This window comes from Streptomyces sp. NPDC007905 (assembly GCF_042959345.1).
Lineage (GTDB): Bacteria > Actinomycetota > Actinomycetes > Streptomycetales > Streptomycetaceae > Streptomyces.
In genome coordinates this window covers 77749-102422 of record NZ_JBIBKS010000019.1, presented here as the reverse complement: position 1 = coordinate 102422, position 24674 = coordinate 77749, and the positions used below count along the sequence as shown (strand labels likewise).

Sequence of the window (24674 nt, the reverse complement as noted above, 5' to 3'; positions counted from 1 at the left end):
GGCTCGCGACGCCCGGCACGGCACCTCGCCGCGTTGTCGCATCACCCGAATACATCCAGTACGCGGGCGATGCTCCGCCTGGCGAGGCTCCCCCACTGCCTGAACGGCGTGGGAGGTGCCCCCAGCACCGGACGCCGCGAGCTTTCCGGCAAACCTTCCCGGTCACAGCCCTAGAGGTTGCCCATGGGCTCGATGTCGACCTGTACCGGTGTCCCCCAGATCCGCAGCACCTCATAGTCGGTGAACTCGTGCACGAGCCGGTACGCCATGGCGGGCCGCGATCCGCGGCGCTGGGCGGCCAGATAGGCCTCGGCCTCGCGCCGGTCCCGCCGAGGCGTCCCGCACAGCTGCCACTCGCGCCCGTTCCACGCCTCCGGCAGCCACCGCTGCTGCGGCTGGGGACGGTCGGCACGGACGCCGTACCGGGACTGGCCGGAGGCGGGCGGCTCCGCGGCCTGTGGCCTGCCGCCGCTCTGGAACTCCGACCGCCGGGCGGCCCGGCGCCGGGTCTCGCAGAGCAGGCACCGGTCGGGGGCGCTCTCGTCGACGGGCCCGTGCGGGTGCTCGGGGCACCGGGTCGTGGGCGCGCCGGCCCCGACGCTCTCCTCGAGCCGATCGAGGGCTCGCCGCAGATCGGCCTTGATCTCGTGCAGCCGCGTGTCCGGGGTGTCGGCCGTGAGCGCCTCGCCGTGCTCCCCGAGCAGCCGGAGCGCACGACCCAGGGCGGTGAGCTGGGCGTGGTTCATTGTTCGACGGTAGCGCCCCGGGGAGCCGGGGTTGCCTCCGGAGGCAGCCGAGGCCGCTGCCGCCGTTCAGCCGCCGTGGTGAAGGAGGCTGTTCCTTCCGCAGGCGGGGGCGGCATCGGTCAACGGCAGCGGTGACAGGCTCTTGAGTGCGGGGAACACGGTGAGGTCCCCGGCGCACCGGGCGGTGCCGGTGGCGGTCCAGTGGTCGTCGGCGTGGGCGGGGGCGGCCAGGGCGGCGGCGCACACCGTCAGGGCGGCGGTGGTCAGCAGCGTCTTCATCATGCCCGGGCGAACGACCGGTCCCGACGGCGCGTCACGCCGACGCGGCCACACGGGAGCGGCGGGTGAAGCCGAAGAGGTACGTCGCCGCGAACCCCACCGCGTACCCGGTGAGCAGACCGCCCCCGTAGACGGCCGCCGTCAGCCCCGGACCCCTGTTGCCCGCGAGCAGCGGGAACAGGGCCCAGCCAGACGGGCCGATGGCCGTCGCGCCCACCTTGTCCCCGAGCATCGCGAAGAACCCGACGAAGGCCCCGCCGGCCGCCCCGCCCGCGCACGCCGTCACGAACGGGCGGCCCAGCGGCAGCGACACCCCGTAGATCAGCGGCTCGCCCACGCCCAGCAGCCCGGCCGGGAGCGCCGATCTGATCGTCGTCCGCAGCGAGGTGTCGTGGCGCAGCCGGACGTACACCGCGAGCGCCGCGCCCACCTGGCCCGCGCCCGCCATGGAGAGCAGGGGGAGCAGGACCGTGTAGCCCTGCTGTTCGATGAGGGTGGTGTGGATGGGAATCAGGGCCTGGTGCAGGCCCAGCATGACGAGGGGGAGGAAGAGGCCGCCGAGGACCAGCCCGGCCACGGCTCCGGTCGTCGCCAGCAGCCAGTTCGCCGCCGTGCCGATCGCCGAGGCGACCACTCCGGCGGCGTACATCAGGCCGTACAGCGTGACCAGGCCGGAGACGAGGACGGTCACGGTGGGGGTGAGGAGGACGTCCAGCGCTCCCGGCACCCGGCCCCGGCACCACCTCTCCACCCGTGTCGCCAGCAGCGCCGCCGCGAGCGCGCCGAGCACCCCGCCCTGGCCGGGCACCAGGTGGACCCCGAACGCCGTCACCTTCGCCACGCCCGGATGGACGACCACGGCCGCCACCGCACCGCCGAGCACGGGCGTCCCCCCGAACTCCTTGGCGGTGTTGTGCCCGACGAACACCGCGATCAGCGCCATGAAGCCGGAGGCGACGGCGGCGAGGGCGGGGGTGAGGCCGGGCAGCCATCCGGCGTTCACGAGCAGTCCGCCCAGCCCGGCGAGGATGCCGCAGCCGATCAGGGCGGGGATGAGTGGCACGAAGACGGCCGCGATCCGGCGCAGGGCGGTCTTGAGCGGGGTGGCTTCACCCCGCCGGAGCCCCTCCCGCAACGGCTCCCCGGGACCCACCGGCTGACCGGCAACCCGGACCTGCACCGCCGCCGTGACCTCCCCGACGACCCCCGGCCCCAGCACGACCTGCACCGAGGACGTCCCGTCCGCCACCACCCCCAGCACCCCGGGCAGCGCCCGCAGCCCCTCCTCGTCCACCGCCGCCGGATCGGCGACGCCCAGCCGGAGCCGGGTCATGCAGTGGGCCACGGACGTGACGTTCGCGGGGCCGCCGACCCGGGAGAGGACGGCGGCTGCGGTGGAGGCGGGGTCGTTGTGCACGCCCCGAGCCTGCGGGTCAGGTGCCCGCGGCCGCCAGCGCGGCACGCAGATGTCCGCCGGACTCCTCCAGAAGGCGGGCGGCCGTCGGGCCGTCGACACCGGCGAGGATGGCCAGGATGGCGTTCTTCACCTCACCGCCCGACTCGGTGAGCGCCTTCTCGATCTCCTCGTCGGAGGCTCCCGTGGCCAGCGCGACGATACGGCGGGAGCGGGCCCGCAGCTTGTCGTTGGAGGCGCGGACGTCGACCATCAGGTTCCCGTAGGTCTTGCCGAGGCGGACCATGGTGATCGTCGACAGCATGTTGAGCACCAGCTTCTGGGCCGTGCCCGCCTTCAACCGCGTCGAGCCGGTGATCAGCTCGGGGCCCACGACGACCTCGATGCCGTGCTCGGCGGCGGCCGCGAGCGCGCTGTGCTCGTTGCAGGCCAGCCCGATCGTCAGGGCGCCGAGCGCACGGGCGTGCTCGACCGCGCCGACGGCGTACGGGGTGCGGCCGGAGGCGGAGACACCGACCACCGAGTCGTCGGCCGTCACCTTCAGCGCGTCCAGGTCCCGGCGGGCCAGCTCCTTGGAGTCCTCGGCACCCTCGACAGAGGTGACCATGGCCTCGGGGCCGCCCGCGATCAGGCCGACGACCTGGGCGGGGTCGGTGTTGAAGGTGGGCGGACACTCCGAGGCGTCGAGAACGCCGAGCCGGCCCGCCGTACCGGCACCGGCGTAGATCAGCCGCCCACCACGCGCCATGCGTGCGGCGACGGCGTCGATGGCGGCGGCGATCTGCGGCAGCCGAGCGGCGACGGCACCGGGCACACCCGAGTCCTCGCCGTTCATCAGCCGGGCGATGTCGAGCGTGGCCAGCCGATCGATCTCGGCAAGCTCGGGCCTGAAGGCCTCGGTGGTCAGCGAGGCGAGTTCGGCCTGGAGCCCACGGGGCTTGGAAGTCATGAAGAACGGCTCTTTCCAGTGGGGGGTCCTGCAGTTCCCTGGGGCGCGGGGCTCTGCTTGATCGCGGCTCCGGCGCGGGGCGCGACAAGCCACGGCGCGCAGATCCCCACAACAGTCGGTCCTACGGTCTAACGCGACGCACTCCGGTGCCGATGAGCCAGCGCCTCGTAGGACGCCGCCAGTGCGGGAGCCGCACTCTCGTACGTCCGCTGAGCCACCCCGACGAACAGACAGTCCACCACCAGCAGCTGGCTCGTCCGGGAGGACATCGCGGCGGGCCGCAACTCGGTCTCCCGCGAGGTGGAGGTGGTCAGCACGTGGTCGGCGTATTGCGTCACCGGTGAATCCGGCCGCCCGGTGATGGCCACCGTGGTCGCCCCGTGCTCGAACGCCACCCGCAACGGCTCGATGACATCCCCCGTCGACCCGGAGTGCGTGATCGCGATCGCCACGTCGCCCGACCGAAGCTGCACGGCGTTGGTCACCGCGAGATGCGGATCGCTGTGCGCGTGGGCTATGAGCCCTATCCGCAGCAGCTTCTGCGTCAGGTCCTGGGCGACCAGGCCCGAGGCCCCTATGCCGTACACGTCGGTGCGGCGGGCGCCGGTGAGCGCGGTGACGGCCGCGCCCAGTTGGGCGGTGTCGAGTCCGGCGGCCGTGTCGGCGAGGGTCTGCTGCTCCTCGTAGGCGAGTTTGGCGACGACGTCGGCGATGGGGTCGTCGACCGCGATGTCCGTCGTGATCGCGGGCGCGCGGCCGGACTGCTGCTGCGCGGCCAGCCCGGCCAGGGCGAGCCGCAGGTCGCGGTAGCCCGGGTAGCCGAGCAGGCGGGCGGTCCGCACGACCGTCGCCTCGCTGGTCCCGGTCAGTTCGGCCAGGCCGGTGACCGTGAGGGCGGCGCAGCCGGCCGGGTCGTTCGCGACCGCCTCGGCGACCCGCTGCATGGACCGGGTCATGGAAGGGCCGAGGGTGCGCACCTTGGCGGCGAGCGAGCCGCCCGGACTGCCGAAACTTTCCTTCACGTCCTGGGTCACCAGTGAAAGATATTTTCGGTTCGGTCTCGCGGTCAAGGCTGCGCACAATGGGACCATGAAGTCCCTCAGCCCACTTGAACAGGCCCTGCACGCGGCCCGTGCGCTGGTGCTCGCCGACCTGGTCGCGGGCGAGGTCGCCGAGGCCGATGTGGTCTCGCTGGTCGAGGACTCCGTCGCGCAGCGGCGCTGGTGGGTCGAGCAGTGGCCGGACGGCGCCGACTACCTGGCCGGCCTGGTCGCGCAGGACGTACAGGACGCGCTGCTGGAGCGGTACGGCCGCTGGCCGCTGTGCCCGGCGTGCGGCTCGGGCGACCCGCACGCGCTGGACGTGGAGCCGGCACTGGGACCCGACCCGCACTGGGTGTGCCACAAGGCGGGCGTGAGGGTGGCGGCGGTGGGCTCGCTGGGGCGGGCCACGGGCGGGACGCAGTCTTCGTGAGGCTCCCGTGACGGTGTACATCGACCCACCGGCCTGGCCCGGCCACGGGCGCATGTGGTCGCATCTCGTGAGCGATGTGTCGTACGACGAACTGCACCTGTTCGCCGCGGAGTTGGGCGTACCCCGGCGGGCCTTCGAACGCGACCACTACGACCTCCCCTCGCACCGGTACGCGGACGCGGTGGCCGCCGGGGCCATGGAGGTCAGCAGCCGCGAGGTGGTCCGGCTGCTGCGGGCCTCGGGGCTGCGCCGACGAAAGGGGCGGGTCACTCGTTCGGAGCATGGCTGAGCCGGCCCGTTCGGAGCATGGCTGAGCCGGCTCGTCCGGAGGGCTGAACCGGCTCTTCGCTTCGTGCCGCAGACCGAGTTCCGTGGCCGGCCCGTTGGTGACCGGACCGGCCTCGGCCCTCAGCGCCGGCGGATGTAGAGCTGCAGCCCGCTGTCCCTCTCGTGCTGCTCGTGTGCCACCCGTTCCTCCTCCAGGGTCGCCCGGGTGAACCCCGCCCGGTCCACCACGCGCTGCGAGGGGAGGTTGTCGCCCTCGATGGTCGCGAAGAGCGTGTCGACGTCGTCCCGGGCCAGCGCCCACTCCGCCAGCGTGCGCAGGGCCTCGGTCGCGTAGCCCTGGCCGCGGGCGCCCTCGACGAGGTCATAGCCGATCTCCACGCGGCCCTCCTCGTCCGGGGCGCCGTGGAAGCCGATGCCGCCGACCGCCCGGCCGTCCTCCTTCCGTACGAGGGCGAAGACACCGAACTCGGGCCGGTGCACGCCCGCTTCGTACGCCTTCACCAGGGAGCCGGCGGCGTCCCGTGTGCCCTCGAACGGTCCGCCCTCGATCCACTCGTAGCCGCCGTCGCCGCCGAGGCGCAGATCGCGGGCGGCGGCCGGGCGGACGCCGGTGAGGGTGAGCCGCTCGGCGGGGATGACCAGGTTGTTCCGCCAGCGCCACTCGGTGACCGGGGCGCGCCCGGGCAGTTCGCCGCGGCCGGTCGCCCACAGCAGGGTCGGCCAGGGCGCGGGGCCGGGTTGGACGTGCGGGAAGAGCCAGGTCAGGACGGATTCGGCGAGTTCCTCGGACGGCTCGTAGGCGATCTGGAGGCCCTGGGCGATGTCATGGGTGTGCAGCAGCACCTCGGCGATGCCCATCGCGGCGAAGCCCTCGCGGTCGGCGCTGCCGAAGGGGTACGGGTGGACGGCGCGGACCTGGCGCGGGGTGGTGCGGACGGTGGCGGCGAGCAGAGCGCCGGCCGACCGGATCACCTCCAGCACGCCGGGGGCGTCGGCGTCCTCGTCGAAGGTGATGCCGGCCGGCAGCCAGTCCTGGGCACCTATCACCAGCCGGCTCGCGTAGCCGAACATGGCGCCCGTGAGGTGCTCGGCCGTCTCGTGGCAACTCCAATCCAGCCCCCCGGCCCTGACGTCCTTCCAGTCCCGGTCCAACGCCGGGCCGAGTGCCGCCACACAGCCCTCGACGGCCTCGATCACATCGTCCCCGTTTATCGCTCGCATGGGCGAACAGTAGGGGCCCGGCCCCGCCAGGTCGACAGCATTTCCGGCTCGGCGGTCAGGTCGGCCACGGATCATGTCCGAGCTGACTCGATCGGCCCGCGGTGCGGTGACGTCGGCTTACCAGGAAGACGCTCCAGGGGTCCCGGCCCTCACGCCGACAGCATGTCCAGCTCCGCCGCGAGGTTGTAGCGGGCCGTCGCCTCCCAGTGCTCCTGGCCGTACGGCGTGCGGAACAGGCGGGGCAGGGCGAGGAGTTGGCGCAGGATCGAGGAGCGGCCCTCGCGGAAGGCGTCGTTCGGGACGAAGTGGTACTCCTCGCGGATCTCCGCGGTGTAGGCGGCGTACGCCGACGGAGGCGCGGCGAGGATCGCCAGGTCGGCGTCGCACAGGACCTGGCCGTCGTGGTCGTCGGCGGCGGGGTCGTGGGTGACGGTGAGGCGGACCAGGCGGGCGACCTCGGCCGTCTTCGGTCCCGGCACCCCCGCCTCGGGCAGGGCGCGCTCGGCGAGGTGCGCGGAGCGCTCCTCGTTCTCGGAGCGGTCGGGCAGGTAGACGGCGTCGTGGAACCAGGCGGCCAGGCGTACGACGTCCGGGTCGGATGCGTACGTGTCGAGTACGTCGATGTGGTCCAGGACCGCGGTGAGGTGGGTCAGGGTGTGGTAGTGGCGCTGCGGCTCCTGCCAGCGGGCGAGCAGGTTGTCGGCGTAGGGGGTGGGGTCGGGGCCGCCGCCGGGGGCACGGGCTCCTTCCAGGGCGCGGGCGAAGCGGAGGCGCAGGGCGTCGAGGTCGGCCATGGGCTCATTCTTCCGTTCGTCCGTGGCGTGTGGCGATTCCTTCGTGACGTGTGCCGGACAGGCCCCTAGCTTGGGGCCCATGACCGACGTTTACGAGGTACCCCGCGACCCCGAACTCCCCGGCCGGCTGCTGAGCGTCGAGCGGGACGCCCTCATACCGCTGTTGCGGGCGCGCCCGGACGCGGACTTCGCGCTGCCCACCGCCGCGTGTCCGGGGTGGACCGTACGGGATGTGCTGGCGCACTGTTCGGCCGCGTTGATGCGGGTGGTGGCGAGCCGGTACGAGAAGGGCGTGTTCTCGCCCGAGTCGAACGACCGGGACATCGCCGAGCGCGCCGGGTGGACGAACGCGCAGGTCGTCGACGAGCTGGAGCGTGGGATGACCGAGGCCGGGCCGGTGATCGCCAAGGCGGACGGGGCGCTGGACATGATCGCCCTCGGGGAGTGGGTGCACGCCGGTGACGTGCGCGAGGTCCTGGGGGAGCCGGGGGCGTACGCGGGCGCCGGACTGCCGGACGCGCTGACGCTGCTGGCCCGCATCACCCGTGAGAAGGAGCACGTGCCGCTGCACGCCGACCTCGACGACGTGGACGAGCCACTGCTGCTGGGGGCCGTTGCCGCGGGGGGACCACCCGCCCGGTACCTCGGCGACGCCGCCACGCTCGTACGGCTGTACGCGGGGCGGCCGCTGGACGGGGCCGCGTACGAGCTGGCGGGCGCGAGGGAGGGGGAACTGAACATCTTCGGGTGAGGGGCGTCCCCGCGCGGGCGTAGTCTGGGATTGGACTAGACCTGCCGTCGCCGATGAATGGGGTGCCATGAGCAAGCGTGCGGTCCTGGAGGTGATCGCCCTCGACGCCGAGGACGCGGTCGCGGCCCAGGCGGGAGGCGCGGACCGCCTCGAACTGGTCACCGAGATGGCGGCTGACGGCCTCACCCCGCCGGCACGGACCTTCACCGGGATCCGGGCCGCCGTCGACGTCGACCTGCGCGTGATGCTCCGGCTGGCGGACGGGTTCGCCGCGGGCGGCCCCGAGGACCTGGACCTGCTGGTCCGGGCGGCGCACGAGATGCGGGCCGCGGGCGCCGACCAGTTCGTGCTCGGGTTCCTCGAGGCCGGCGGCGGGGTGGACCTGGCCGCGGTGGAGCGGGTGGTGGCCGCGCTGGACGGCTGCCGCTGGACCTTCCACCGGGCGATCGACCACGCCGCCGACCGGGACTCCCTGCGCAAGCAGCTCGCCGACCTGCCCGGCCTGGACACCTACCTCACCGCCGGCTCCGCCTCCGGCGTCGACGAGGGCCTGCCGACCCTGGTGGCCGAGGCGGCCCGACAGGGCGAGCCCGGATACGACCGGACGATCCTCGTCGGCGGCGGCCTGCGCCTCGACCACGTCCCCGCCCTCCGGCGCGCGGGCGTCGACGCCTTCCACATCGGGGGCGCGGCCCGGCCGGGAGGCTGGGAGGGGCCGGTCTCGGCGGAAGCGGTCGCACAGTGGCGGGCGATGCTGGACGGCGAGGCCGCCCGGCAGTGCTTCCTCACTTGAGCGGGTGCAGGCAGAGCGAGAGGTCGCCGCTCTTGCTGTACTCCGGGTAGGCCAGGTAGTCCCCGGACGCACACTCGCCGCTCGGCGGGTCTGTGACGCGGAACTGCGCCTCGGCGGAGCCACAGTCCACGGGCTTGAGGTCCTGGTCGGGCCAGGCGGCGTCGTTGCGGGCACAGGACCCGACGGTCAGGGTCGGGTGGTCACTGCCGCTCGACTCGGCCACCAGACCGATGAGGAAGAGGACCGGAACGGCGAGTACCAGCAGGCCGAGCGCGGCCAGCGGGATCAGGGCCAGCACACCGGCCGGGCGCCTGAACACCGGCTTGCCCGGATCCATCGGCGGCCGCCATCCGGCCGTGACCGGCGCGGGGATGCGCTTGATGCCGGACAGGGCGCTGAGGTTGGCCAGCAGGGTGAAGGGTGTGATGAGGACCGAAAGCGGACCCCACCAGCCCAGCACCATGGTGTCCGCCTGCATGTCCCGGAAGATCGCCAGCGCGCAGGTACGGCAGAACGCTCCCTGACGCCGCAGGAACCGCATGATCACCAGCATGCCCTGATGGCCTCGGACCGTCACCGGGGCGGCAGGCGTCGCCCCGCACATCTGACAGGCCGCCACCGGCCCGCCCGCCGGCACCGCGCCGCCGTACTGCTGCGGCCACGCGGCAGCGGGCGGGTACGGCCCGGGGGCCTGCTGGTACGGCCCCGGAGTCTGGGGGTATGGCCCGGGAGGCTGCTGGTACGGCCCCGGAGTCTGGGGGTATGCCCCGGAAGGCTGCTGGTACGGCCCCGGAGTCTGCGGGTACGCGGGGTGCGAGGGCGGCGGCGTGTTCAACGGAGGCCTTTCCGGGGGGGACATGTCAGAACGGCACAGCACCCTACTCGGCGAGTTGCGTGGGCAGCGGCGCCGCATACGTCACGATCAGCCCCGACACCGCTCGGGTCAGCGCCACGTACAGCCGGCGCAGCCCCGTGCGTTCGTCCGGCTCCCCGTCCACCACCGCCTGCGGCTCGTCCAGGACGACGTAGTCGTACTCCAGACCCTTGGCGAGGGAGGCCGGGACCAGGGTCAGGCGGGTCTCCCGGGTGGTCTCCTCGCCCGGGGCCAGGCAGGCGATCCCGGCCGCGCTCAGCGCCTCGGCCAGCGCCGGCACACGGGCGTCCGCCGCGATCAGGCCCGTCGAGCCCTCGTTGCCCAGCAACTCCTCGCAGGCGCCGATCACTTCGGCCGTCTCCGTGATCGTACGGACCTCGAAGAAGCCGGGGTTCTCACGGACCGAGGCGACCGGGGTGAGGCCGGGTGCGATGTGCGGCAGGAGGCGGGAGGCGTACGTGATGACGTCCGTGGGGACCCGGAAACCGGCCGTCAGCTCCTCGATGATCCCCTCACGCTTGCCGAGGTGGGCCAGCGCCTCGTCCCAGCTCCGGGTCGCCCAGGGCGTGGTGCCCTGCGCCAGGTCGCCGAGGACGGTGGCGCTGCCGGTGGTGCAGCGGCGGCCGACCGCCCGGTACTGCATGGGGGACAGGTCCTGTGCCTCGTCCAGGACGACATGGCCGAGCGAGTGCGTGCGCTGGATCAGGTCGGTCGCCTCGTCGATCAGCACCGCGTCCGCCGCCGACCACTTCGCCGACTTCACGCTGCGCACCGGCTTCACCCACAGGACCGTCTTCTGCTCGTCCTCGTCCAAGAGCCCCTCGGCGTGCTCCGCGAGGAACGCGGCGTCGGTCAGCAGGCGCAGCACCAGCTTCGCCGGATCGACGGCCGGCCAGACCGCCTTCACGGCCGCCTTCACCGAGCTGTTGCGGGCGACCGAATCCTGCACCCGGTCGTCCGGTGCCTCCCCGGCCCGCTCCATCTGCACCAGCACCGCGTGCGCGATCCGCTGCGGCAGGGCCTCGCGGGCGGCGCCGTACCGGATGCCCCGGTCCAGCAACTCCCGCACGACCACCTCCAGTTCGTAGGCCGGCACCCGCCAGCGCCGCGAGCCGCGCACCACGACGACCGGCTCGGTGGGCATGGTCACATGGGAGTACAGGGCCCGGCGCAGCACCTCCGCCATCCGGGCGTCGCCCTTGACGATCGCGGCGGCCGCGTCGTCCGTGCCGCGCACCTCCACGTGCCCGACCAGGTCGTCCACCGTCGCCTGCCGCACGGTCAACTCGCCGAGCGCCGGGAGGACCTGCTCGATGTAGTGCAGGAAGGACCGGTTCGGCCCGATGACCAGGGTGCCGGTGCGGGCGAGCCGCTCCCGGTGGGCGTACAGCAGGTAGGCGACGCGGTGCAGGCCGACGGCCGTCTTCCCGGTGCCCGGACCTCCCTGTACGCAGACGGTGCCGCCCAGCCCGCTGCGGACGATCTCGTCCTGCTCGGGCTGGATGGTCGCCACGATGTCCCGCATGGGGCCGACGCGCGGCCGCTCGATCTCCTGCTGGAGCAGCTTGCTGGTGGTGGGAGCCCCCGAGGGGTCGGCCGGGTCGGACAGGTGTTCGTCCTCGTACGCCGTCAGGTCGCCGCCGGTGTAGCCGAAGCGGCGGCGCAGCCCGATGTCCATCGGGTCCTTCTTGGACGCGCGGTAGAACGGCTGCGAGACCGGGGCACGCCAGTCGATGACCATCGGGTCGCCGTCGGCGTCGTGCACGTGCCGCCGCCCGATGTAGAACCTCTCCCCTTCCGCCCCCTCGGCCTGCTGGGCGCCCGGTGCGTGCAGGTAGTCGAGCCGCCCGAAGAAGAGGGGGGTGTCGCTGAGGTCGGCCAGCGCCTTGATGCGCTCGTCGATCTGGTGGGCGAGCACCTCGGCGTTGACCCAGTTCGCGGTGACGTCCCTGATGTCCAGCGCCTCGACGTCCTCGCGCATGGCGCGCAGGGCCGATCGGGACGCGGCGAGGTGGGAGCGCTCTCGGGCGAGGGGGTCGTCGAGCGGCTCGTGGGCGGGCGTGGACAAGGGGGTGCCTCCGGATCTGCGCTCGGCATGACGGGGGGCCGCCCGGTTTCCGTCCGGGCGGCGGCACTCCTTGAGGGAGGCGGGGCAAGAGCGGAGATTTTAGGGGAGGGACGGGGAGGGGGGCCAATGGATTTCCGTCCCCTAGGGGATGCGGACTTCCTGGGGTAGGGGCCGGGCTCCTTCCGGGGGGCTACCCGGAGGCGTCCGGGACCGGTCCCGCAGACCGATGCCGGATCGGCCTCCGACGTTCCACCATGGAGACATGAGCGCAGCAACCATCCATCCAGCCCCTGTCCGCCCCCCGTCCGGAGCCACGGCCGTGCACGGCCCCCATCACCACCCCCTGGGCAACGCCCTGCGTGCCCTCAAGGTGTTCGCGGAGGCCGCGTTCGGCGTCGTGATCCTCGGTGAGTACGGCGAGGAAGCGGGCGTACGCCGCAAGTGACCGCATAGGGTCGCCTCCGTGCCGAAACGGACGGTGGTGTCCTTTCTTCTCCTCGCGGTCTCCCTCTGCTCCTTCATCGCCCTGTGCGTCCTGCAACGGGTTCCGATGGCCGATCTGCTGGTCTACCGGGCCGAGGGCGCGGCCGTGTCCCACGGCGGCGATCTGTACGGCTTCACGATCACCCAGTGGCAGCTCCCGGCGACCTACCCGCCCTTCGCGGCGATCCTGTTCGTCCCGGCCACCTGGATCCCGGTTCCGGTCCTGAAGGCGGCCTTCCTGGCGGGCAACGCGCTCCTGCTCGCCTGCCTGGTCATCCTCTCGGCCCGCCTGGCCCGCCGCCCCCTGACCCCGCCCCTGCTCAGCACGGCCACCGCCCTTGCCCTCTGGCTCGAACCGGTCTTCCAGACGCTGCTGCTCGGCCAGGTCAACCTGGCGATCACCTGCCTGGTGCTGTGGGACCTGACCCGCCCTCCCGGCGCCCGCGCCAAGGGCCTGGCCCTCGGCCTCGCGACCGGGATCAAGCTCACCCCGGCGGTGTTCGTGGCGTATCTGTTCCTGCGCGGCCGCACACGGGAGGCGGCCACGGCGGCGGCCGGCTTCGCCGGCACGGTGGTGCTCGGCTTCCTGCTCCTGCCGGCCGCGAGTGCCGACTTCTGGGGCCGTCGCCTGTACGAGACCGGCCGGGTGGGCAAGGTGTGGATCGTGGACAACCAGTCCCTGCAGGGGCTGGCGGCGAGGGCGCTGGGCGACCGGGCGCCGGGCCTGGCCTGGGTCCTTCCGGCAGCTCTGGTGGCGGTGGTGGGCCTGCGCCTCGCGGCCCGCGCCCGGCAGGACCGGCACGGCATCGTGCTGGCCGCGTTCACGGCTCTGCTGATCAGTCCGATCAGCTGGTCCCACCACTGGGTGTGGTGCGTCCCGCTCCTCGCGGTGCTGCTGGCGGAGGGACGCACCCGTACGGCCGCGCTCGTGGCCCTCGTCTTCACCGCCCGCACGATGTGGCTGGTGCCCCACCAGGGTGACCTCGACCTCGAACTGTCCTGGTGGCAGCAGCCGTTGGCGGCGCCCTACCCCCTGCTCGCCCTCGCGGCGGCAGTGGCGTACACCCGCATGATCAACCGCTGTCCGATCCGTTCGACGCAGCGGCCGGGGAAACTCTCCTCCCCTTCTCGTCGCTCTCCGCCAGGCTCCCGCTAGCTCTCCGCGAGGATCTCGTCCGCGTCCATGATCCGGTAGGCGTAGCCCTGCTCGGCCAGGAAGCGCTGGCGGTGGGCGGCGAAGTCCTGGTCGATCGTGTCGCGGGCGACGACCGAGTAGAAGTGGGCCTGGTGGCCGTCGGCCTTGGGGCGCAGGACGCGGCCGAGGCGCTGGGCCTCCTCCTGGCGTGAGCCGAAGGTGCCGGACACCTGGATGGCGACCGTGGCCTCGGGCAGGTCGATGGAGAAGTTGGCGACCTTGGAGACGACCAGCACGCTGATCTCCCCCTCGCGGAACGCGCCGAAGAGCTTCTCGCGCTGCGCGTTGGACGTCTCGCCCTTGATCACCGGGGCGTTCAGGTGCTCGCCCAGCTCGTCCAGCTGGTCGATGTACTGGCCGATGACGAGGATCTGCTGCCCGGCGAACCGGCGGACGATCGCCTCCGTGACCTTGCGCTTGGTGTCGGTGGTGGCACAGAAGCGGTACTTCTCCTCCGTCTCGGCCGTCGCGTACGCCAGCCGCTCCGCGTCGGTCAGGTTGACGCGGACCTCGACGCAGTCGGCGGGCGCGATGTAGCCCTGCGCCTCGATCTCCTTCCACGGGGCGTCGAACCGCTTCGGCCCGATGAGGGAGAACACGTCGGACTCGCGGCCGTCCTCCCGGACGAGGGTGGCGGTCAGCCCCAGGCGGCGGCGCGCCTGCAGGTCGGCGGTGAACTTGAAGACGGGCGCGGGAAGCAGGTGCACCTCGTCGTAGACGATGAGGCCCCAGTCCCGGGAGTCGAAGAGCTCGAGGTGCGGGTAGATGCCCTTCCGCTTGGTCGTCAGCACCTGGTAGGTGGCGATGGTGACCGGACGGATCTCCTTCCTCGTCCCGCTGTACTCGCCGATCTCGTCCTCGGTCAGCGAGGTCCGCTTGACCAGTTCGTGCTTCCACTGCCGGGCGGAGACGGTGTTGGTGACGAGGATCAGAGTGGTGGACTTCGCCTGTGCCATGGACCCGGCGCCGACCAGGGTCTTCCCGGCCCCGCAGGGGAGGACGACCACGCCGCTCCCACCGTGCCAGAAGTTCTCCACGGCCTGCTTCTGGTACGGGCGCAGCGCCCAGTCGTCCTCGAGCAGCTCGATCGGATGGGCCTCGCCGTCCACGTATCCGGCGAGGTCCTCGGCCGGCCAGCCCAGCTTCAGCAGCACCTGCTTGATCTGGCCGCGCTCGGAGGGGTGCACGGCGACGCTGTCCGGGTCGAGGCGGGCGCCGACCAGCGGAGCGATCCGCTTGGACTTCAGCACCTCCTCCAGCACCGGCCGGTCGGTGCTGGTGAGGACGAGGCCGTGCGCGGGGTGCTTGCTGAGGGTGAGCCGTCCGTACCGGTCCATCGTCTCGGCGATGTCCACGAGCAGCGCGTGCGGCACGGGGTAGCGGCTGTACTGCACCAACGCGTCCACGACCTGCTCGGCGTCGTGTCCGGCGGCGCGCGCGTTCCACAGGCCGAGCGGGGTGACCCGGTAGGTGTGGATGTGCTCGGGGGCCCGCTCCAGCTCGGCGAAGGGCGCGATGGCCCGACGGCAGTCGTCGGCCCGCTCGTGGTCGACTTCGAGCAGCAGGGTCTTGTCCGACTGGACGATCAGCGGTCCGTTCACCTACGCACTTCCCTTCCGCATGGCCAAACGTCCAGTGTGCCCTACCAGCGGGTGATCACGGCGGGGCGCTGCAACCGTGGGCCCCCGGCGCGGGTCTTCCTCCGTGGGAGCGGCGCGGGGTCGCGGCCCTGGGAGGAGCTCGGGGCGATGTCGGTGAGCAGGTGGGGGACCGGCCTGGGAGCCACGGCGGTGCTGGTGGCGACGGGCGCGTGGGTGATGTGGCCGACGGGTGTCGACGAGCACCTGTGGGGCCAGGTGCGACCGGTGATCGAGGCCCGGCTGGTGGCCGACTCGAAGGGCAGCGGGTACGGGAAGACGCAGCCCGCTCTGCGGGCGCACTGGTTCTGCCGGGCGAGGGCACGGGACCTCGACGAGCACGACGGCGTCGTACGGGCGGGCGTGACCACCCTCTGCGTGGAGTACGGGGTGCGGGCAGGCACGCTGCGGGAGTGCGGCGGCGCCGCGGTCCCGCAGGTGGTGCGGTTGCGGCGCGCTACGGACGCGGACGGCGGCTTTCACGTGGTGTCGCGTGAGGAGCCGCCGGACGGCGAGGGCAACGAGCGGTGGGTGGAGGACCACTTCGGTTTCCTCACCGAACCCGGCCCCGCGGACTCGGTGCCGTCCACCGACCTGGAGACCGCCGCCCGTGCCCACTTCGGCCTGCCCGCGGACGCTCCCGTCGGCGACTGCTGACAGACCCTAGGGCCCTAGTCGTCCGCCAGCTCGGCGACTCCCGTGACCCGGTGCAGCGGATACGTGCGGACCTCGTCGGCCGTGTGGTCGTACGCCGTCACGAAGCCGCCCTCGACGCGGACCGGGGCGATGACCCGCTGGCTGGCGGTGCCCTCGGCGTTGACGTAGCCGATCCACAGGGACTCGCCCGTCAGCACGGCGGCCTGCATGGTGGCCAGGGTCTCGGCGGAGGAGGTGCGAGGCAGCTCGTCGCCGGTCGGCCGGGTGCCCGAGGGTTTGCGCGGGGCGGTCGCGGCCAGGTCGCCTGCCCGGATCGCGCGGATCGCGGCCGCCAGCAGGGTGGCGTCGGGCGGCGGCGGTCCCTGCGGCACCGGCTCGGGTGCGGTGCGCGGCGGGGTGCGGTGGGCATGGGCCCGGGCGATGAGGACATCGCCCTCGGCGGACTCGGCGGCGGGCGCGTAGCCCATCGCGCGCAGGCCCTCCAGCAGCGTGGCCGGGTCCGACTGGGCGGCGAGGACGGTCGGGGCGAGCCGGCGCAGACGCAGGGCGGCGGCCCGCTTGTCGGCGAGGATCTCGTTCAGCAGGGCGTCGTCGTCGCAGCGCACGTACGCCGAGGCCGCGCCCACCCGGAGATGGCCGTGCCTGCGTGCCACGTCGTCGATGAGGTACGCCAGCGGCTGCGGGACCGGCGTGCGGGAGTGCGCGGTGAGGAAGGCGTGCAGGTCGGCGGCGGCCCGGCCGGCGTCCAGGGCGCGGCGGACCGAGGCCGGGGTGAAGCGGTAGACGGTCGCCCCGCCCTTGGACTCGACGTCCGCGAGGACCCCGAGCATGTCGGCGAGCGGACGCTGCAGCGGGCCGGGGGCCACCGCCGTCAGGTCGGCCTGCAGCAGCACGTGGTCCAGGGGCTCGGGCAGCAGGGGAGCGAGGAGCCGGGCAGCGGCGGCGGTGGCGACGGACTGCTCGATGGACGAGAGCGGATCGACGGGCGCGGCGGGGCGGTGGTGGTGGACGGGGAGCTTGTCGCCGGGGCCGGAGGGCTCCGGGGAGTCGGAGACGGCCGGTGCCGCGGCGGGTGCGCCGAGCAGGGCCCGCCCGTGCGCGGACAGGGCGCCCCGCCCGGTGACACCCAGCAGTTCCGCCTCCGAGAGGGTCCAGCGGGCGAGCCGGGAGCGCAGGTCCTCGTCGTCACGCTGCGCGCCGCGCAGCGGCCGTTCCCAGCGCAGCCGGGCCAGCACCGACGCGGTGGTGGGCGCGGCGCCGTGCGGGAGCCCGGCGAGCAGGGTCAGCACCCGGTGCCGTACCTCGGGCGCCGCCGACCGGTCGAGTCCCGGGCCCAGCGCGGACAGCGTACGGTCCTTCGCGTCCCGCCCGCCGACCAGTCCCGGCGTCCGGGTGGCCGTCAGCCAGGCCTCGGCGAGCCGGGCCCAGCGCTCGGCGACGGGCCGCTCCAGCCACTCGTCGTAGGCGGGGGTGGCCGCGTACCGTTCGTCGGCCTCACCGTCGGAGGCGAGCAGGCCGGCCGCGTACGCCAGCTCGACCCAGAAGGCGGCCACCGGCTCGGACACGTCGAGGGCGACGGCGGTCCGCTTCAGGTCCCGCACGCTGAGCCCGCCGGCCCGCAGCACGGCCGGGCCGCCCTCGTCCCAGTCCTTCAGCAGCTCCTCGACGGTGGCCAGCGCGGTGTACGCCTGCCCGGCGGCGGTGGCGTCCACCACCTGGGGACCGTGGGTCGCGGCCGGCTCGACGGCGGGCGGCTGCGGCTCGGGCTCGCGGTGGGCGCGGCCCTCGCGCAGGTGCAGGGCGACCTCGCGGGGCAGGACGACCGTGCCGGGCGCGGTGGGCAGCAGCAGGCCGCGGTCCAGCAGCCAGCGCAGATGGGCGGCCGGATCCGCGGTGACCTGCCCGTACGGCGGCCCCCACACCAGCCGGGAGAGCACCTCCCGGGAGGCCTCCGGGGCCTCGGCGAGCAGCGCGGCCATCTTCTTGCGGTCGGTGAAGAGCCCGGTGAGCGCGGCCACGGCGGAGACCGAGTCGTGCGTCGAACCCAGCCCGGCGGTGGTGACGATGTCCTGGATCCGCCCCGGCGACATGCCCGAGGTGGCCTCCTGAGCGGTCGGGCCGAGACCGGTCGGGGAGGGGTGCTGGGCGGTCGGCGCGAGCACCTCCCGTGCGGTGCGCACCAGACGCAGCCGTTCGTCGTCGCCCCACACGAGGGCTTGTTCACGCAGGGTGGCGACGGCGCGGGGCAGCGCGGCGGCGACGGGCTGGTCGCCCGCGTCGCCCGCCATCAGGCCGAGCAGCGTCTCGTAGGACGCCGGATCCGGGGCCACGGCCAGGGCCTCCGCGGTCTGCAGCGCGAACCGGTCGAGCCGCTCCAGCGCGCGCAGCACCGAGGCGCGGGTGCCGGCGCGGGTGGCCAGCTGGGTGAGATCGGTGGGTACGGGGGTGATGAGATCGGGTCGGCTGCGCAGGAGCGCGGCCAGCGAGGCGTCGTCCCGCGCGCGGAGCGACTCCGCGAGGGACCGGGGGGCTGAGTGGGCCTCGGGACTCATCCGGTCCACGTTAGCCGACGGGGTGGGCCCAGCGGCTCCGGGCGAACAGGAAGAAGCGGTACCTTCTCACGGGGTTCATCGGCGTCGCCCCGGAGGGGTTCCGTGGGGATCGAAAGCGACCAGGTCGTCTACGAGTATCTGAGCCGTGTCGGGGACGTCGCTCAGCAGCGGCAGTTGCCGTCGGCCGCGCGGATGCGGCTGGTGTCGGAGCTGCGGAACGAGATCGACCGGAGCCGGGCCAAGGCGCCGGTGGACAGTCCCGCCGCCGTACGCCGCATCCTGGACCGGCTGGGCACCCCGGACGAGGTGGTCCAGGCCGCGGGCGGCGCCGCGGGGGTGCCGCAGCCGCCGGCCCCCGCCGTGCCCGTACAGCCCGCGCCCGGGGAGCAGGAGCGACGGCCGAAGGGGCTGCGCAGGGTCGTGCCGCGACCGCGCCCCGCCGAGCCGGAGACGCCCGCCCGGCAGGACGTCCCGGCTCCGCCGCACCTCGCCGCGGCGCACGAACTCGGGGACAGCGCCGTGCAGCCCGACTGGTGGCGTGTGGAGGGCAGCCTGTTCGGGTCGCCGGCCGGTGACGCCGTACCGGGGTTCGTCGGCGGGGTGGAGATCCCCGACCTGCTCAAACGCCCCGCGAAGGAGACGGAGGAGCAGCGGGAGCCCGAGCCGCAGGAGCCGCTGGAGGCGACGGAACAGCCCACCGTCCCCCGCCGCCGCCTGTTCACGCGCACCGCGCCCGCCCGGGCCCCCCGCCGCCTGCTCCCGAGCCCCGCCGCGGGCTGGACCAACCCCCTTCTGCTGCTGGCCGCCGCCGCACTGGTCGCCGGTGCCGTGCTCGGCAACTGGTTCGCGCTGCTGCTGGGGTGGCTGATCGCCTACGGCTCCCGGCGGCTGACCCCGGCGGAGACCAAGTGGGCCGTCCTGGGCGTCCCGGGCCTCGCCCTCGCGGCCGGACTGGTCTGGCTCTGGGGCCGTGACAACGGCCGCTGGGGCAACCCGATCGCCCAGGGCCACATGAACGACGCCCTGGCCGAGACCTGGCCCTGGGTGGTCCGAGGCGCGGCCGTGGCCTCGGCTCTGTTCCTGGTCTGGCGCTCACAGCGCAGGCGTTAGGGGGCGTCCTACCCGATCCACCTGATCCAGCGGACACCCCCTGGCGCGCCGGGGCGATGACCCCGTGTCCGGGTGGCCCGGCACAATGTCCCCCATGACCCCGACCCGCGCGCTCACCGTCGGCTTCGATCTCGACATGACCCTCATCGACTCCCGGCCGGGCATCCGTGCCTGCTATCTGGCGCTGGCGGAGCGGACGGGGACGTACATCGACGCCGATCTGGCGGTGACCCGGCTCGGTCCGCCGCTCGTGGACGAGCTGGTGAACTGGTTCCCGGCCCAGGAGGTCGCCGCCATGGCCGATCTGTACCGGCAGATGTACCCGTCGATCGCGGTCGCCGCGACCCCCGCCATGGCGGGCGCGCGGGAGGCGATCGAGGCGGTGCGGGCGGCCGGTGGGCGGACGATGGTGGTCACGGCGAAGTACGAGCCGAACGCCAAGCTGCACCTGGCCCACCTGGGCATAGCCCCCGACGTGGTGGTGGGCGACCTGTGGGCCGAGCAGAAGGCGGAGGCCCTGCGCGAGTACGACGCGAGCGTGTACGTCGGTGACCACGTCGGGGACGTGCGCGGAGCCCGTACGGCGGGCGCGTTGTCGGTCGCCGTGGCGACCGGGCCGTGCGACGGGGAGCAGCTGCGGGCCGCCGGGGCCGACGTCGTGCTCGAGGATCTGTCCGCCTTCCCGGTCTGGCTCGCCGGTTACCGCGAGGCGCCGCGCGCCTGACGCCGGCCCGCGGCGATCGAGCGCAGCACACCCGCCCCCGCGACGAGAAAGCCGACGGCCATGAGCATGCTCAAACCGAACATGTAGGTCGGAAAAGGCTTGGCTCCGAGGAGCAGCGGTGCCACGCTGACGAGGGTGGCCACGGCCCCGATGAAGAACACGACGCCACCGGCGCGGATCAGTCGGTCACCGGGCCCGGCGGAATTCGTTTGGGTTTTGTCACGCACCCGACCAGGGTAGTTCCCAGCGCGAGAGAACAACGGGGGACGTCTTGTCACCCGCCCGAAGAGCATTAGCCTTGGTAGCGCTTGGTAGCACTTGGTAGCGGCGGGTCATGGTCGACCCGCTCCAGTGCTGTCAAGAGCCGTTTTCAGAAGTAATTTCCCCAACGAGTACGAGGACGAGGACAGACGTGCCTACCGGCAAGGTCAAGTGGTTCAACAGCGAGAAGGGCTTCGGCTTTCTCTCCCGCGACGACGGCGGTGACGTCTTCGTCCATTCCTCGGTTCTCCCCGCCGGAGTCGATTCGCTCAAGCCGGGACAGCGCGTGGAGTTCGGCGTCGTCGCCGGTCAGCGTGGCGACCAGGCACTCTCCGTGACCGTGCTCGACCCGACGCCGTCCGTCGCGGTCGCGCAGCGCAAGAAGCCGGACGAGCTCGCCTCGATCGTGCAGGACCTGACGACCCTCCTCGAGAACATCACCCCGATGCTCGAGAAGGGCCGCTATCCGGACAAGGTCTCCGGCAAGAAGATCGCCGGCCTGCTGCGCGCGGTCGCCGACCAGCTGGACGTGTGACCCTCAGGGGAAAGCGAGCGCATCCGGGCCGAGGGGCGGTACCAGCCCCTCGGCCGCCGCGCGGGTGAGCAGCCCGCGGATCGCCGCGTAGCCGTCCTCGCCGAGGTCGGCGGTGAACTCGTTGACGTACAGCCCGATGTGCTGGTCGGCGACGGCCGGGTCCATCTCCTGGGCGTGCTCCATGACGTAGGGCCGGGAGACCTCGGGATCGTCCCAGGCGGCCTTCACGGACGCCTTGATGGAGTCGGCGAGCCGGCCGAGCGTCCCGGCGCCCAGCGAACGCCGGGCGATGATCGCGCCCAGCGGGATCGGCAGTCCGGTCGTGCGCTCCCAGTGCTCGCCCATGTCGGCGAGCTTGTGCAGCCCGTAGTTCTGGTAGGTGAAGCGGGCTTCGTGGATGACGAGTCCGGCGTCCACCTTGCCGTCCCGCACGGCCGGCATGATCTCGTGGAACGGCATGACCACGATCTCGCCGACCCCACCGGGCAGCGTCTCCGCCGCCCACAGCCGGAACAGCAGGTACGCGGTCGACTTCTCGCTGGGCACCGCGACCCTGCGCCCCGTCAGTCCTCCACCGCCGAAGGCGTGGGAGGCGCCCCCGGTGTCCGCCCCCCGCGTCAGCACCAGCGGCCCGCAGCCACGCCCGAGCGCGCCGCCGCACGGCAGCAGCGCGTACTCGTCCAGGACGTACGGCAGCACGGCGTACGACACCTTCAGTACGTCGAACTCCCCGCGCTCGGCCATGCCGTTGGTGATGTCGATGTCGGCGAAGGTGACGTCCAGCGCGGGTGCGCCGGGGACGCGGCCGTGGGCGAGGGCGTCGAAGACGAACGTGTCGTTCGGGCAGGGGGAGTAGGCGATCTGCAGGGACTGCTCACTGGTCGTCATACGGTTTTCCAACTCTCCAATGCGGGCGCGAGCTTCCCGAAGCCCTCGGTGAGGGCGGCGAGCGCGTCGCCGATGCGCCAGGCGGCGCGGTCGCGCGGGCCGACCGGGTTGGAGATCGCGCGGATCTCCAGTACGGGCACTCCGTGCGCGGCGGCCGCCTCGGCGACCCCGAACCCCTCCATGCCCTCGGCGAGGGCCTCCGGGTGCCTGGTCCGCAGCTCGGCGGCGCGCGCGGCGGTGCCGGTGACGGTGGAGACGGTGAGAACGGTGCCGGGGCGCGCGCCGATGGCCTCGGACACTCCTCGTACGAGTGATTCCGGCGGCCGGTGGGTGACGGCCCCGAAGCCGAGTTCGGTGACCGGGAGGAAGCCGTCGGCGGTCTCGGCGCCCAGATCGGCCACGGTGATCGCGTCGGCGACGACGAGCGAGCCGAGCGGCGCCCCGGGCTGGAAGCCACCGCCGATCCCGGCCGAGACGACGAGGTCGTAGGGGCTTGCGTCCAGGGCGGCGGCGGTGAGCGCGGTGGCGGTGCTGGCGGCGGCGAGGGCGGCCCCGACACCGGCGGCCAGCAGGTCGTACCCCGCGGCGGTGCGCACCACGCAGACCGCACCGGGCAGCTGGGTCTCCTCGGAACATGTGCCGGGAAACGCCCCTGCCACCGCGTCCCGTTCGAGGGGGACCGCGGTGGCTACGAGGACGCGTACCGAAGGCGTGATCAGGCCTTCTTCAGCTTGAAGGACCACAGGCCCTTGGCCGGGCTGCTGCCCATCTGGATGGAGACCGTGTTGGTGTTGCCCTGAGTGCCGTACTGGACGTTGAAGAATGCGCTGCCCGGGATGGTGCGGTAGGTCTTCTTGCTGGCGTCGGTGAACTGGCGGCCGTTGACCAGGATCGTCCAGCCGCTGTCGGCGACCTTCGGGTCGACACCGAAGCGGACCGTCTCGTCCTGGTCCACCTTGATCGACCTGACGTCGCCGGCGTTCTTGGCGCACTTCGTCAGCGATGTGGCGTCCAGCGCCTTGCCGTCGTTGTAGCAGACGGCCTCCGAGCTGACCGAGTTTCGGCCTACGGTGACGGTCGCGACGGGCGTCGGCTTGTCGCAGGCCGACAGGACGAGCAGTCCCGCGGAAACGGCGCCGGCGGCGGCGACGGCGCGGCGGCGTCGCACAACGGATTGCATCGTGGTCATGGCCGAAGGCTATCGGGCGCCCACGGCCGTCTGCCCATGCGGGGTACGGCGTGCCCGGTTCGTTACGCCACTCGCGCCCGCGGCCGTCCGCCCTGCCGGGCGGAGGCGAGCAGCCCGCGCAGGGTGGTCAGCCAGCCGGCGGCCACGATCGCGGCGGCGACCACCAGCCCCAGGGTGCCGTTGAGCGGCATCACGATGCCGATCGCGCCACCGAACACCCAGGCCATCTGCAGCAGCGTCTCCGAGCGGGCGAACGCCGACGTCCGCACCAGCTCGGGCACGTCCCGCTGGATCAGTGCGTCCAGGGACAGCTTGGCCAGCGCCTGCGCGAACCCGGCGACCGCGGCCAGACAGGCCACGAGGAAGGCCCCGAAGAACAGGGCGGCCACGATCGCCGTGCCGAGCACCACGGCGACGACGGTCACGATGATGATCTCGGGGCGCCTTCGACTTCAGCCAGGCGCCGACGGCCGTACCGAGCGCGTTCCCCGCGCCCGCGGCGACGCCGACTATCCCCAGCGAGACCGCCGCGCTCTCCCCGGTCAGCGGGTGCTCGCGCAGCAGGAAGGCGAGGAAGAAGATCAGGAAGCCGGACAGGCAGCGCAGGGCGGCGTTGGCGCCCAGGGCGTGCGTGACGGCGGGCCCGACGGTCCGCAGCCCCGGCCGCTTGGCCTCTTTGCGGTGCGGCCCGTGCAGATGCTGCTCGTCGGCGGCGAGCAGCGCCACGGCCTCGCCCTTGGCGGAGTCCACCTTGGGCGGCAGGGAGAAGGACAGGAACGTCCCTGCGACGAAGATCACGAAGGCGCCGTACAGCGGCCAGGGGTCCCCGACGGCATGCAGTCCCGCCCCGATCGGCGCGGCCACACCGGTGGCCAGCAGCCCGGCGAGGGTGACCCGGGAGTTGGCCTTCACGAGAGAGAAACCAGGGGGCAGCAGCCGTGGCACGACGGCGCTGCGGACCACCCCGTACGCCTTGGAGGCCACCAGCACCCCGAGGGCGGCCGGATACAACTCCAGGCTCCCGCCGGCCACCGCCCCCGAGATGATCAGTGCGAGCAGCGCACGGGCCAGCATGGCCCCGGCCATGGCGGCACGGCGCCCGTGCGGCAGCCGGTCGAGGAGGGGCCCGATGACGGGGGCGAGGACGGTGAAGGGCGCCATGGTGATGGCGAGATACAGCGCGACGCGCCCCCGGGCCTCATCGGTGGGGACGGAAAAGAACACGGTGGAGGCGAGGGCGACGGTGATCATGACATCCCCGGCACCGTTCACCGCGTGCAGTTCGATCAGCTTGCCCAGTCCCGACTCGCCCGCCCCATGGGCATGCGTGGCCCTGCGGATCCCGCGCGCGGTGCCGGTCACGGGGAAGTGCAGGGCACGCCCGACCGTGCGGACGGCACCGCCGACCCGGCCCGAACCGCCACCTCGAACGCTCCCCCTGTCCGCGGCTGCCACGTCGTTCATAGTGCCCCGAGACACCGCCCGATAGTGCGGTTTGAAACCGAGCGAGTCGAGACCGCCCCCGAACTCCCCAGCCCCGGACCACACTCACCACCCCACCCACCCCGACTCACGGCCCCGCTCCCCGCCCCCGAGCCGACTCGCCGGTTCCTGCTGTCCGCCGGTCCGGGCCGACTCCCGGGCCCCCTTCCCGGCCGACCGAGCTGCCCGGCCGGTTCGTTGCCCAGCGCGCCCCGGGCCGACTCGCCGGTTCCTGCTGTCCGCCGGTCCGGGCCGACTCCCGGGCCCCCTTCCCGGCCGACCGAGCTGCCCGGCCGGTTCGTTGCCCAGCG

General features: G+C 73.2%; 25 protein-coding genes and 1 pseudogene. 10 read left to right on the top strand and 16 right to left on the bottom strand.

From position 1 onward, the window contains the following. Positions 1-170 precede the first annotated feature (170 nt). The 5 genes from ACFZDC_RS30060 to ACFZDC_RS30040 all read right to left on the bottom strand — a co-directional run bounded on the left by ACFZDC_RS30060 (position 171) and on the right by ACFZDC_RS30040 (position 4422). Complete coding sequence (locus ACFZDC_RS30060; RefSeq protein WP_391328930.1) at positions 171-746, bottom strand: hypothetical protein; 576 nt, start codon at positions 744-746, stop codon at positions 171-173. A gap of 66 nt (positions 747-812) precedes the next feature. Continuing rightward, positions 813-1028, bottom strand: a complete 216-nt coding sequence (locus ACFZDC_RS30055) for a hypothetical protein (protein WP_391328929.1) — start codon at positions 1026-1028, stop codon at positions 813-815. Positions 1029-1059: 31 nt separating this feature from the next. Continuing rightward, entirely contained in the window at positions 1060-2442 is a 1383-nt protein-coding gene (locus tag ACFZDC_RS30050) for a PTS transporter subunit EIIC (protein ID WP_391328928.1), read from the bottom strand. A gap of 16 nt (positions 2443-2458) precedes the next feature. Beyond that, complete coding sequence (murQ, locus tag ACFZDC_RS30045) at positions 2459-3388, bottom strand: N-acetylmuramic acid 6-phosphate etherase (protein ID WP_391328927.1); 930 nt, start codon at positions 3386-3388, stop codon at positions 2459-2461. A 128-nt stretch (positions 3389-3516) separates the two neighbouring features. Beyond that, complete coding sequence (locus ACFZDC_RS30040) at positions 3517-4422, bottom strand: SIS domain-containing protein (RefSeq protein WP_391328926.1); 906 nt, start codon at positions 4420-4422, stop codon at positions 3517-3519. A gap of 55 nt (positions 4423-4477) precedes the next feature. On the opposite strand from ACFZDC_RS30040, the gene ACFZDC_RS30035 reads away from it, so the two are divergent. Both ACFZDC_RS30035 and ACFZDC_RS30030 read left to right on the top strand, forming a co-directional pair. Then, positions 4478-4861 (top strand): hypothetical protein, encoded by a 384-nt coding sequence (locus ACFZDC_RS30035; RefSeq protein WP_391328925.1) that lies wholly within the window; start codon positions 4478-4480, stop codon positions 4859-4861. Positions 4862-4868: 7 nt separating this feature from the next. Further along, positions 4869-5150 carry a DUF4031 domain-containing protein gene (locus ACFZDC_RS30030; RefSeq protein WP_391328924.1) on the top strand — a complete coding sequence of 94 codons (282 nt, stop codon included), beginning with the start codon at positions 4869-4871 and terminating at the stop codon, positions 5148-5150. A 119-nt stretch (positions 5151-5269) separates the two neighbouring features. On the opposite strand, the gene ACFZDC_RS30025 is transcribed toward ACFZDC_RS30030, so the two are convergent. Then, positions 5270-6370, bottom strand: a complete 1101-nt coding sequence (locus ACFZDC_RS30025) for a GNAT family N-acetyltransferase (protein WP_391328923.1) — start codon at positions 6368-6370, stop codon at positions 5270-5272. A 149-nt stretch (positions 6371-6519) separates the two neighbouring features. Next, entirely contained in the window at positions 6520-7164 is a 645-nt protein-coding gene (locus ACFZDC_RS30020) for a hypothetical protein (protein ID WP_391328922.1), read from the bottom strand. A 79-nt stretch (positions 7165-7243) separates the two neighbouring features. On the opposite strand from ACFZDC_RS30020, the gene ACFZDC_RS30015 reads away from it, so the two are divergent. Then, complete coding sequence (locus ACFZDC_RS30015; protein ID WP_391328921.1) at positions 7244-7915, top strand: maleylpyruvate isomerase family mycothiol-dependent enzyme; 672 nt, start codon at positions 7244-7246, stop codon at positions 7913-7915. Positions 7916-7982: 67 nt separating this feature from the next. Then, positions 7983-8708, top strand: a complete 726-nt coding sequence (locus ACFZDC_RS30010; protein WP_391328920.1) for a copper homeostasis protein CutC — start codon at positions 7983-7985, stop codon at positions 8706-8708. On the opposite strand, the gene ACFZDC_RS30005 is transcribed toward ACFZDC_RS30010, so the two are convergent. Together ACFZDC_RS30005 and ACFZDC_RS30000 are read right to left on the bottom strand one after the other, a co-directional pair. Continuing rightward, positions 8701-9261 (bottom strand): hypothetical protein, encoded by a 561-nt coding sequence (locus tag ACFZDC_RS30005; RefSeq protein WP_391328919.1) that lies wholly within the window; start codon positions 9259-9261, stop codon positions 8701-8703. The genes ACFZDC_RS30010 and ACFZDC_RS30005 overlap by 8 nt on opposite strands. Before the next feature lie 325 nt (positions 9262-9586). After that, positions 9587-11650 carry a UvrD-helicase domain-containing protein gene (locus ACFZDC_RS30000; protein ID WP_391328918.1) on the bottom strand — a complete coding sequence of 688 codons (2064 nt, stop codon included), beginning with the start codon at positions 11648-11650 and terminating at the stop codon, positions 9587-9589. Between the two features lie 262 nt (positions 11651-11912). Here ACFZDC_RS30000 and ACFZDC_RS29995 point away from each other — a divergent pair, with 262 nt between their 5' ends. Together ACFZDC_RS29995 and ACFZDC_RS29990 are read left to right on the top strand one after the other, a co-directional pair. Continuing rightward, positions 11913-12095, top strand: a complete 183-nt coding sequence (locus ACFZDC_RS29995) for a hypothetical protein (RefSeq protein ID WP_391328917.1) — start codon at positions 11913-11915, stop codon at positions 12093-12095. Between the two features lie 18 nt (positions 12096-12113). Beyond that, positions 12114-13289 carry a glycosyltransferase 87 family protein gene (locus ACFZDC_RS29990; RefSeq protein ID WP_391328916.1) on the top strand — a complete coding sequence of 392 codons (1176 nt, stop codon included), beginning with the start codon at positions 12114-12116 and terminating at the stop codon, positions 13287-13289. On the opposite strand, the gene ACFZDC_RS29985 is transcribed toward ACFZDC_RS29990, so the two are convergent. After that, the gene (locus tag ACFZDC_RS29985; RefSeq protein ID WP_391328915.1) at positions 13286-14929 is read right to left on the bottom strand and encodes a DNA repair helicase XPB; all 1644 of its coding nucleotides are present in this window, start codon (positions 14927-14929) and stop codon (positions 13286-13288) included. The two genes, ACFZDC_RS29990 and ACFZDC_RS29985, sit on opposite strands and share 4 nt — an antisense overlap. Positions 14930-15076: 147 nt before the next feature. On the opposite strand from ACFZDC_RS29985, the gene ACFZDC_RS29980 reads away from it, so the two are divergent. Continuing rightward, positions 15077-15622, top strand: a complete 546-nt coding sequence (locus ACFZDC_RS29980; RefSeq protein WP_391328914.1) for a hypothetical protein — start codon at positions 15077-15079, stop codon at positions 15620-15622. Between the two features lie 14 nt (positions 15623-15636). Here ACFZDC_RS29980 and ACFZDC_RS29975 read toward each other — a convergent pair whose 3' ends face one another. Then, the gene (locus ACFZDC_RS29975; protein ID WP_391328913.1) at positions 15637-18174 is read right to left on the bottom strand and encodes a helicase-associated domain-containing protein; all 2538 of its coding nucleotides are present in this window, start codon (positions 18172-18174) and stop codon (positions 15637-15639) included. 102 nt (positions 18175-18276) lie between these two features. On the opposite strand from ACFZDC_RS29975, the gene ACFZDC_RS29970 reads away from it, so the two are divergent. Next, positions 18277-19284, top strand: coding sequence for a hypothetical protein (locus ACFZDC_RS29970; RefSeq protein WP_391328912.1), 1008 nt, complete (start codon positions 18277-18279; stop codon positions 19282-19284). 94 nt (positions 19285-19378) lie between these two features. After that, the gene (locus tag ACFZDC_RS29965) at positions 19379-20008 is read left to right on the top strand and encodes a haloacid dehalogenase-like hydrolase (RefSeq protein ID WP_391328911.1); all 630 of its coding nucleotides are present in this window, start codon (positions 19379-19381) and stop codon (positions 20006-20008) included. On the opposite strand, the gene ACFZDC_RS29960 is transcribed toward ACFZDC_RS29965, so the two are convergent. Continuing rightward, positions 19984-20235 (bottom strand): hypothetical protein, encoded by a 252-nt coding sequence (locus ACFZDC_RS29960; protein ID WP_391328910.1) that lies wholly within the window; start codon positions 20233-20235, stop codon positions 19984-19986. The two genes, ACFZDC_RS29965 and ACFZDC_RS29960, sit on opposite strands and share 25 nt — an antisense overlap. A gap of 185 nt (positions 20236-20420) precedes the next feature. Here ACFZDC_RS29960 and ACFZDC_RS29955 point away from each other — a divergent pair, with 185 nt between their 5' ends. Then, the gene (locus ACFZDC_RS29955; protein ID WP_391328909.1) at positions 20421-20804 is read left to right on the top strand and encodes a cold shock domain-containing protein; all 384 of its coding nucleotides are present in this window, start codon (positions 20421-20423) and stop codon (positions 20802-20804) included. Between the two features lie 3 nt (positions 20805-20807). Here ACFZDC_RS29955 and ACFZDC_RS29950 read toward each other — a convergent pair whose 3' ends face one another. The 4 genes and pseudogenes from ACFZDC_RS29950 to ACFZDC_RS29935 all read right to left on the bottom strand — a co-directional run bounded on the left by ACFZDC_RS29950 (position 20808) and on the right by ACFZDC_RS29935 (position 24345). Then, complete coding sequence (locus ACFZDC_RS29950) at positions 20808-21692, bottom strand: MqnA/MqnD/SBP family protein (protein WP_391328908.1); 885 nt, start codon at positions 21690-21692, stop codon at positions 20808-20810. Then, positions 21689-22435, bottom strand: a complete 747-nt coding sequence (locus ACFZDC_RS29945) for a futalosine hydrolase (protein WP_391328907.1) — start codon at positions 22433-22435, stop codon at positions 21689-21691. Before ACFZDC_RS29945 ends, ACFZDC_RS29950 begins: the two co-directional genes overlap by 4 nt. Continuing rightward, entirely contained in the window at positions 22408-22881 is a 474-nt protein-coding gene (locus ACFZDC_RS29940) for a DUF2771 domain-containing protein (protein ID WP_391328906.1), read from the bottom strand. The genes ACFZDC_RS29945 and ACFZDC_RS29940 overlap by 28 nt, the downstream gene beginning before the upstream one ends. 62 nt (positions 22882-22943) lie before the next feature. After that, positions 22944-24345: pseudogene (locus ACFZDC_RS29935) on the bottom strand (MFS transporter). Positions 24346-24674 lie beyond the last annotated feature (329 nt).

Bases quoted from the DNA above. Each gene is read 5' to 3' on its own strand.
- ACFZDC_RS30060 (WP_391328930.1), bottom strand. From the start codon at position 746: ATGAACCACGCCCAGCTCACCGCCCTGGGTCGTGCGCTCCGGCTGCTC.
- ACFZDC_RS30055 (WP_391328929.1), bottom strand. From the start codon at position 1,028: ATGATGAAGACGCTGCTGACCACCGCCGCCCTGACGGTGTGCGCCGCC.
- murQ (WP_391328927.1), bottom strand. From the start codon at position 3,388: ATGACTTCCAAGCCCCGTGGGCTCCAGGCCGAACTCGCCTCGCTGACC.
- ACFZDC_RS30035 (WP_391328925.1), top strand. From the start codon at position 4,478: ATGAAGTCCCTCAGCCCACTTGAACAGGCCCTGCACGCGGCCCGTGCG.
- ACFZDC_RS30025 (WP_391328923.1), bottom strand. From the start codon at position 6,370: ATGCGAGCGATAAACGGGGACGATGTGATCGAGGCCGTCGAGGGCTGT.
- ACFZDC_RS30020 (WP_391328922.1), bottom strand. From the start codon at position 7,164: ATGGCCGACCTCGACGCCCTGCGCCTCCGCTTCGCCCGCGCCCTGGAA.
- ACFZDC_RS30015 (WP_391328921.1), top strand. From the start codon at position 7,244: ATGACCGACGTTTACGAGGTACCCCGCGACCCCGAACTCCCCGGCCGG.
- ACFZDC_RS30010 (WP_391328920.1), top strand. From the start codon at position 7,983: ATGAGCAAGCGTGCGGTCCTGGAGGTGATCGCCCTCGACGCCGAGGAC.
- ACFZDC_RS30005 (WP_391328919.1), bottom strand. From the start codon at position 9,261: ATGCTGGTGATCATGCGGTTCCTGCGGCGTCAGGGAGCGTTCTGCCGT.
- ACFZDC_RS29995 (WP_391328917.1), top strand. From the start codon at position 11,913: ATGAGCGCAGCAACCATCCATCCAGCCCCTGTCCGCCCCCCGTCCGGA.
- ACFZDC_RS29980 (WP_391328914.1), top strand. From the start codon at position 15,077: ATGTCGGTGAGCAGGTGGGGGACCGGCCTGGGAGCCACGGCGGTGCTG.
- ACFZDC_RS29975 (WP_391328913.1), bottom strand. From the start codon at position 18,174: ATGAGTCCCGAGGCCCACTCAGCCCCCCGGTCCCTCGCGGAGTCGCTC.
- ACFZDC_RS29965 (WP_391328911.1), top strand. From the start codon at position 19,379: ATGACCCCGACCCGCGCGCTCACCGTCGGCTTCGATCTCGACATGACC.
- ACFZDC_RS29950 (WP_391328908.1), bottom strand. From the start codon at position 21,692: ATGACGACCAGTGAGCAGTCCCTGCAGATCGCCTACTCCCCCTGCCCG.
- ACFZDC_RS29940 (WP_391328906.1), bottom strand. From the start codon at position 22,881: ATGACCACGATGCAATCCGTTGTGCGACGCCGCCGCGCCGTCGCCGCC.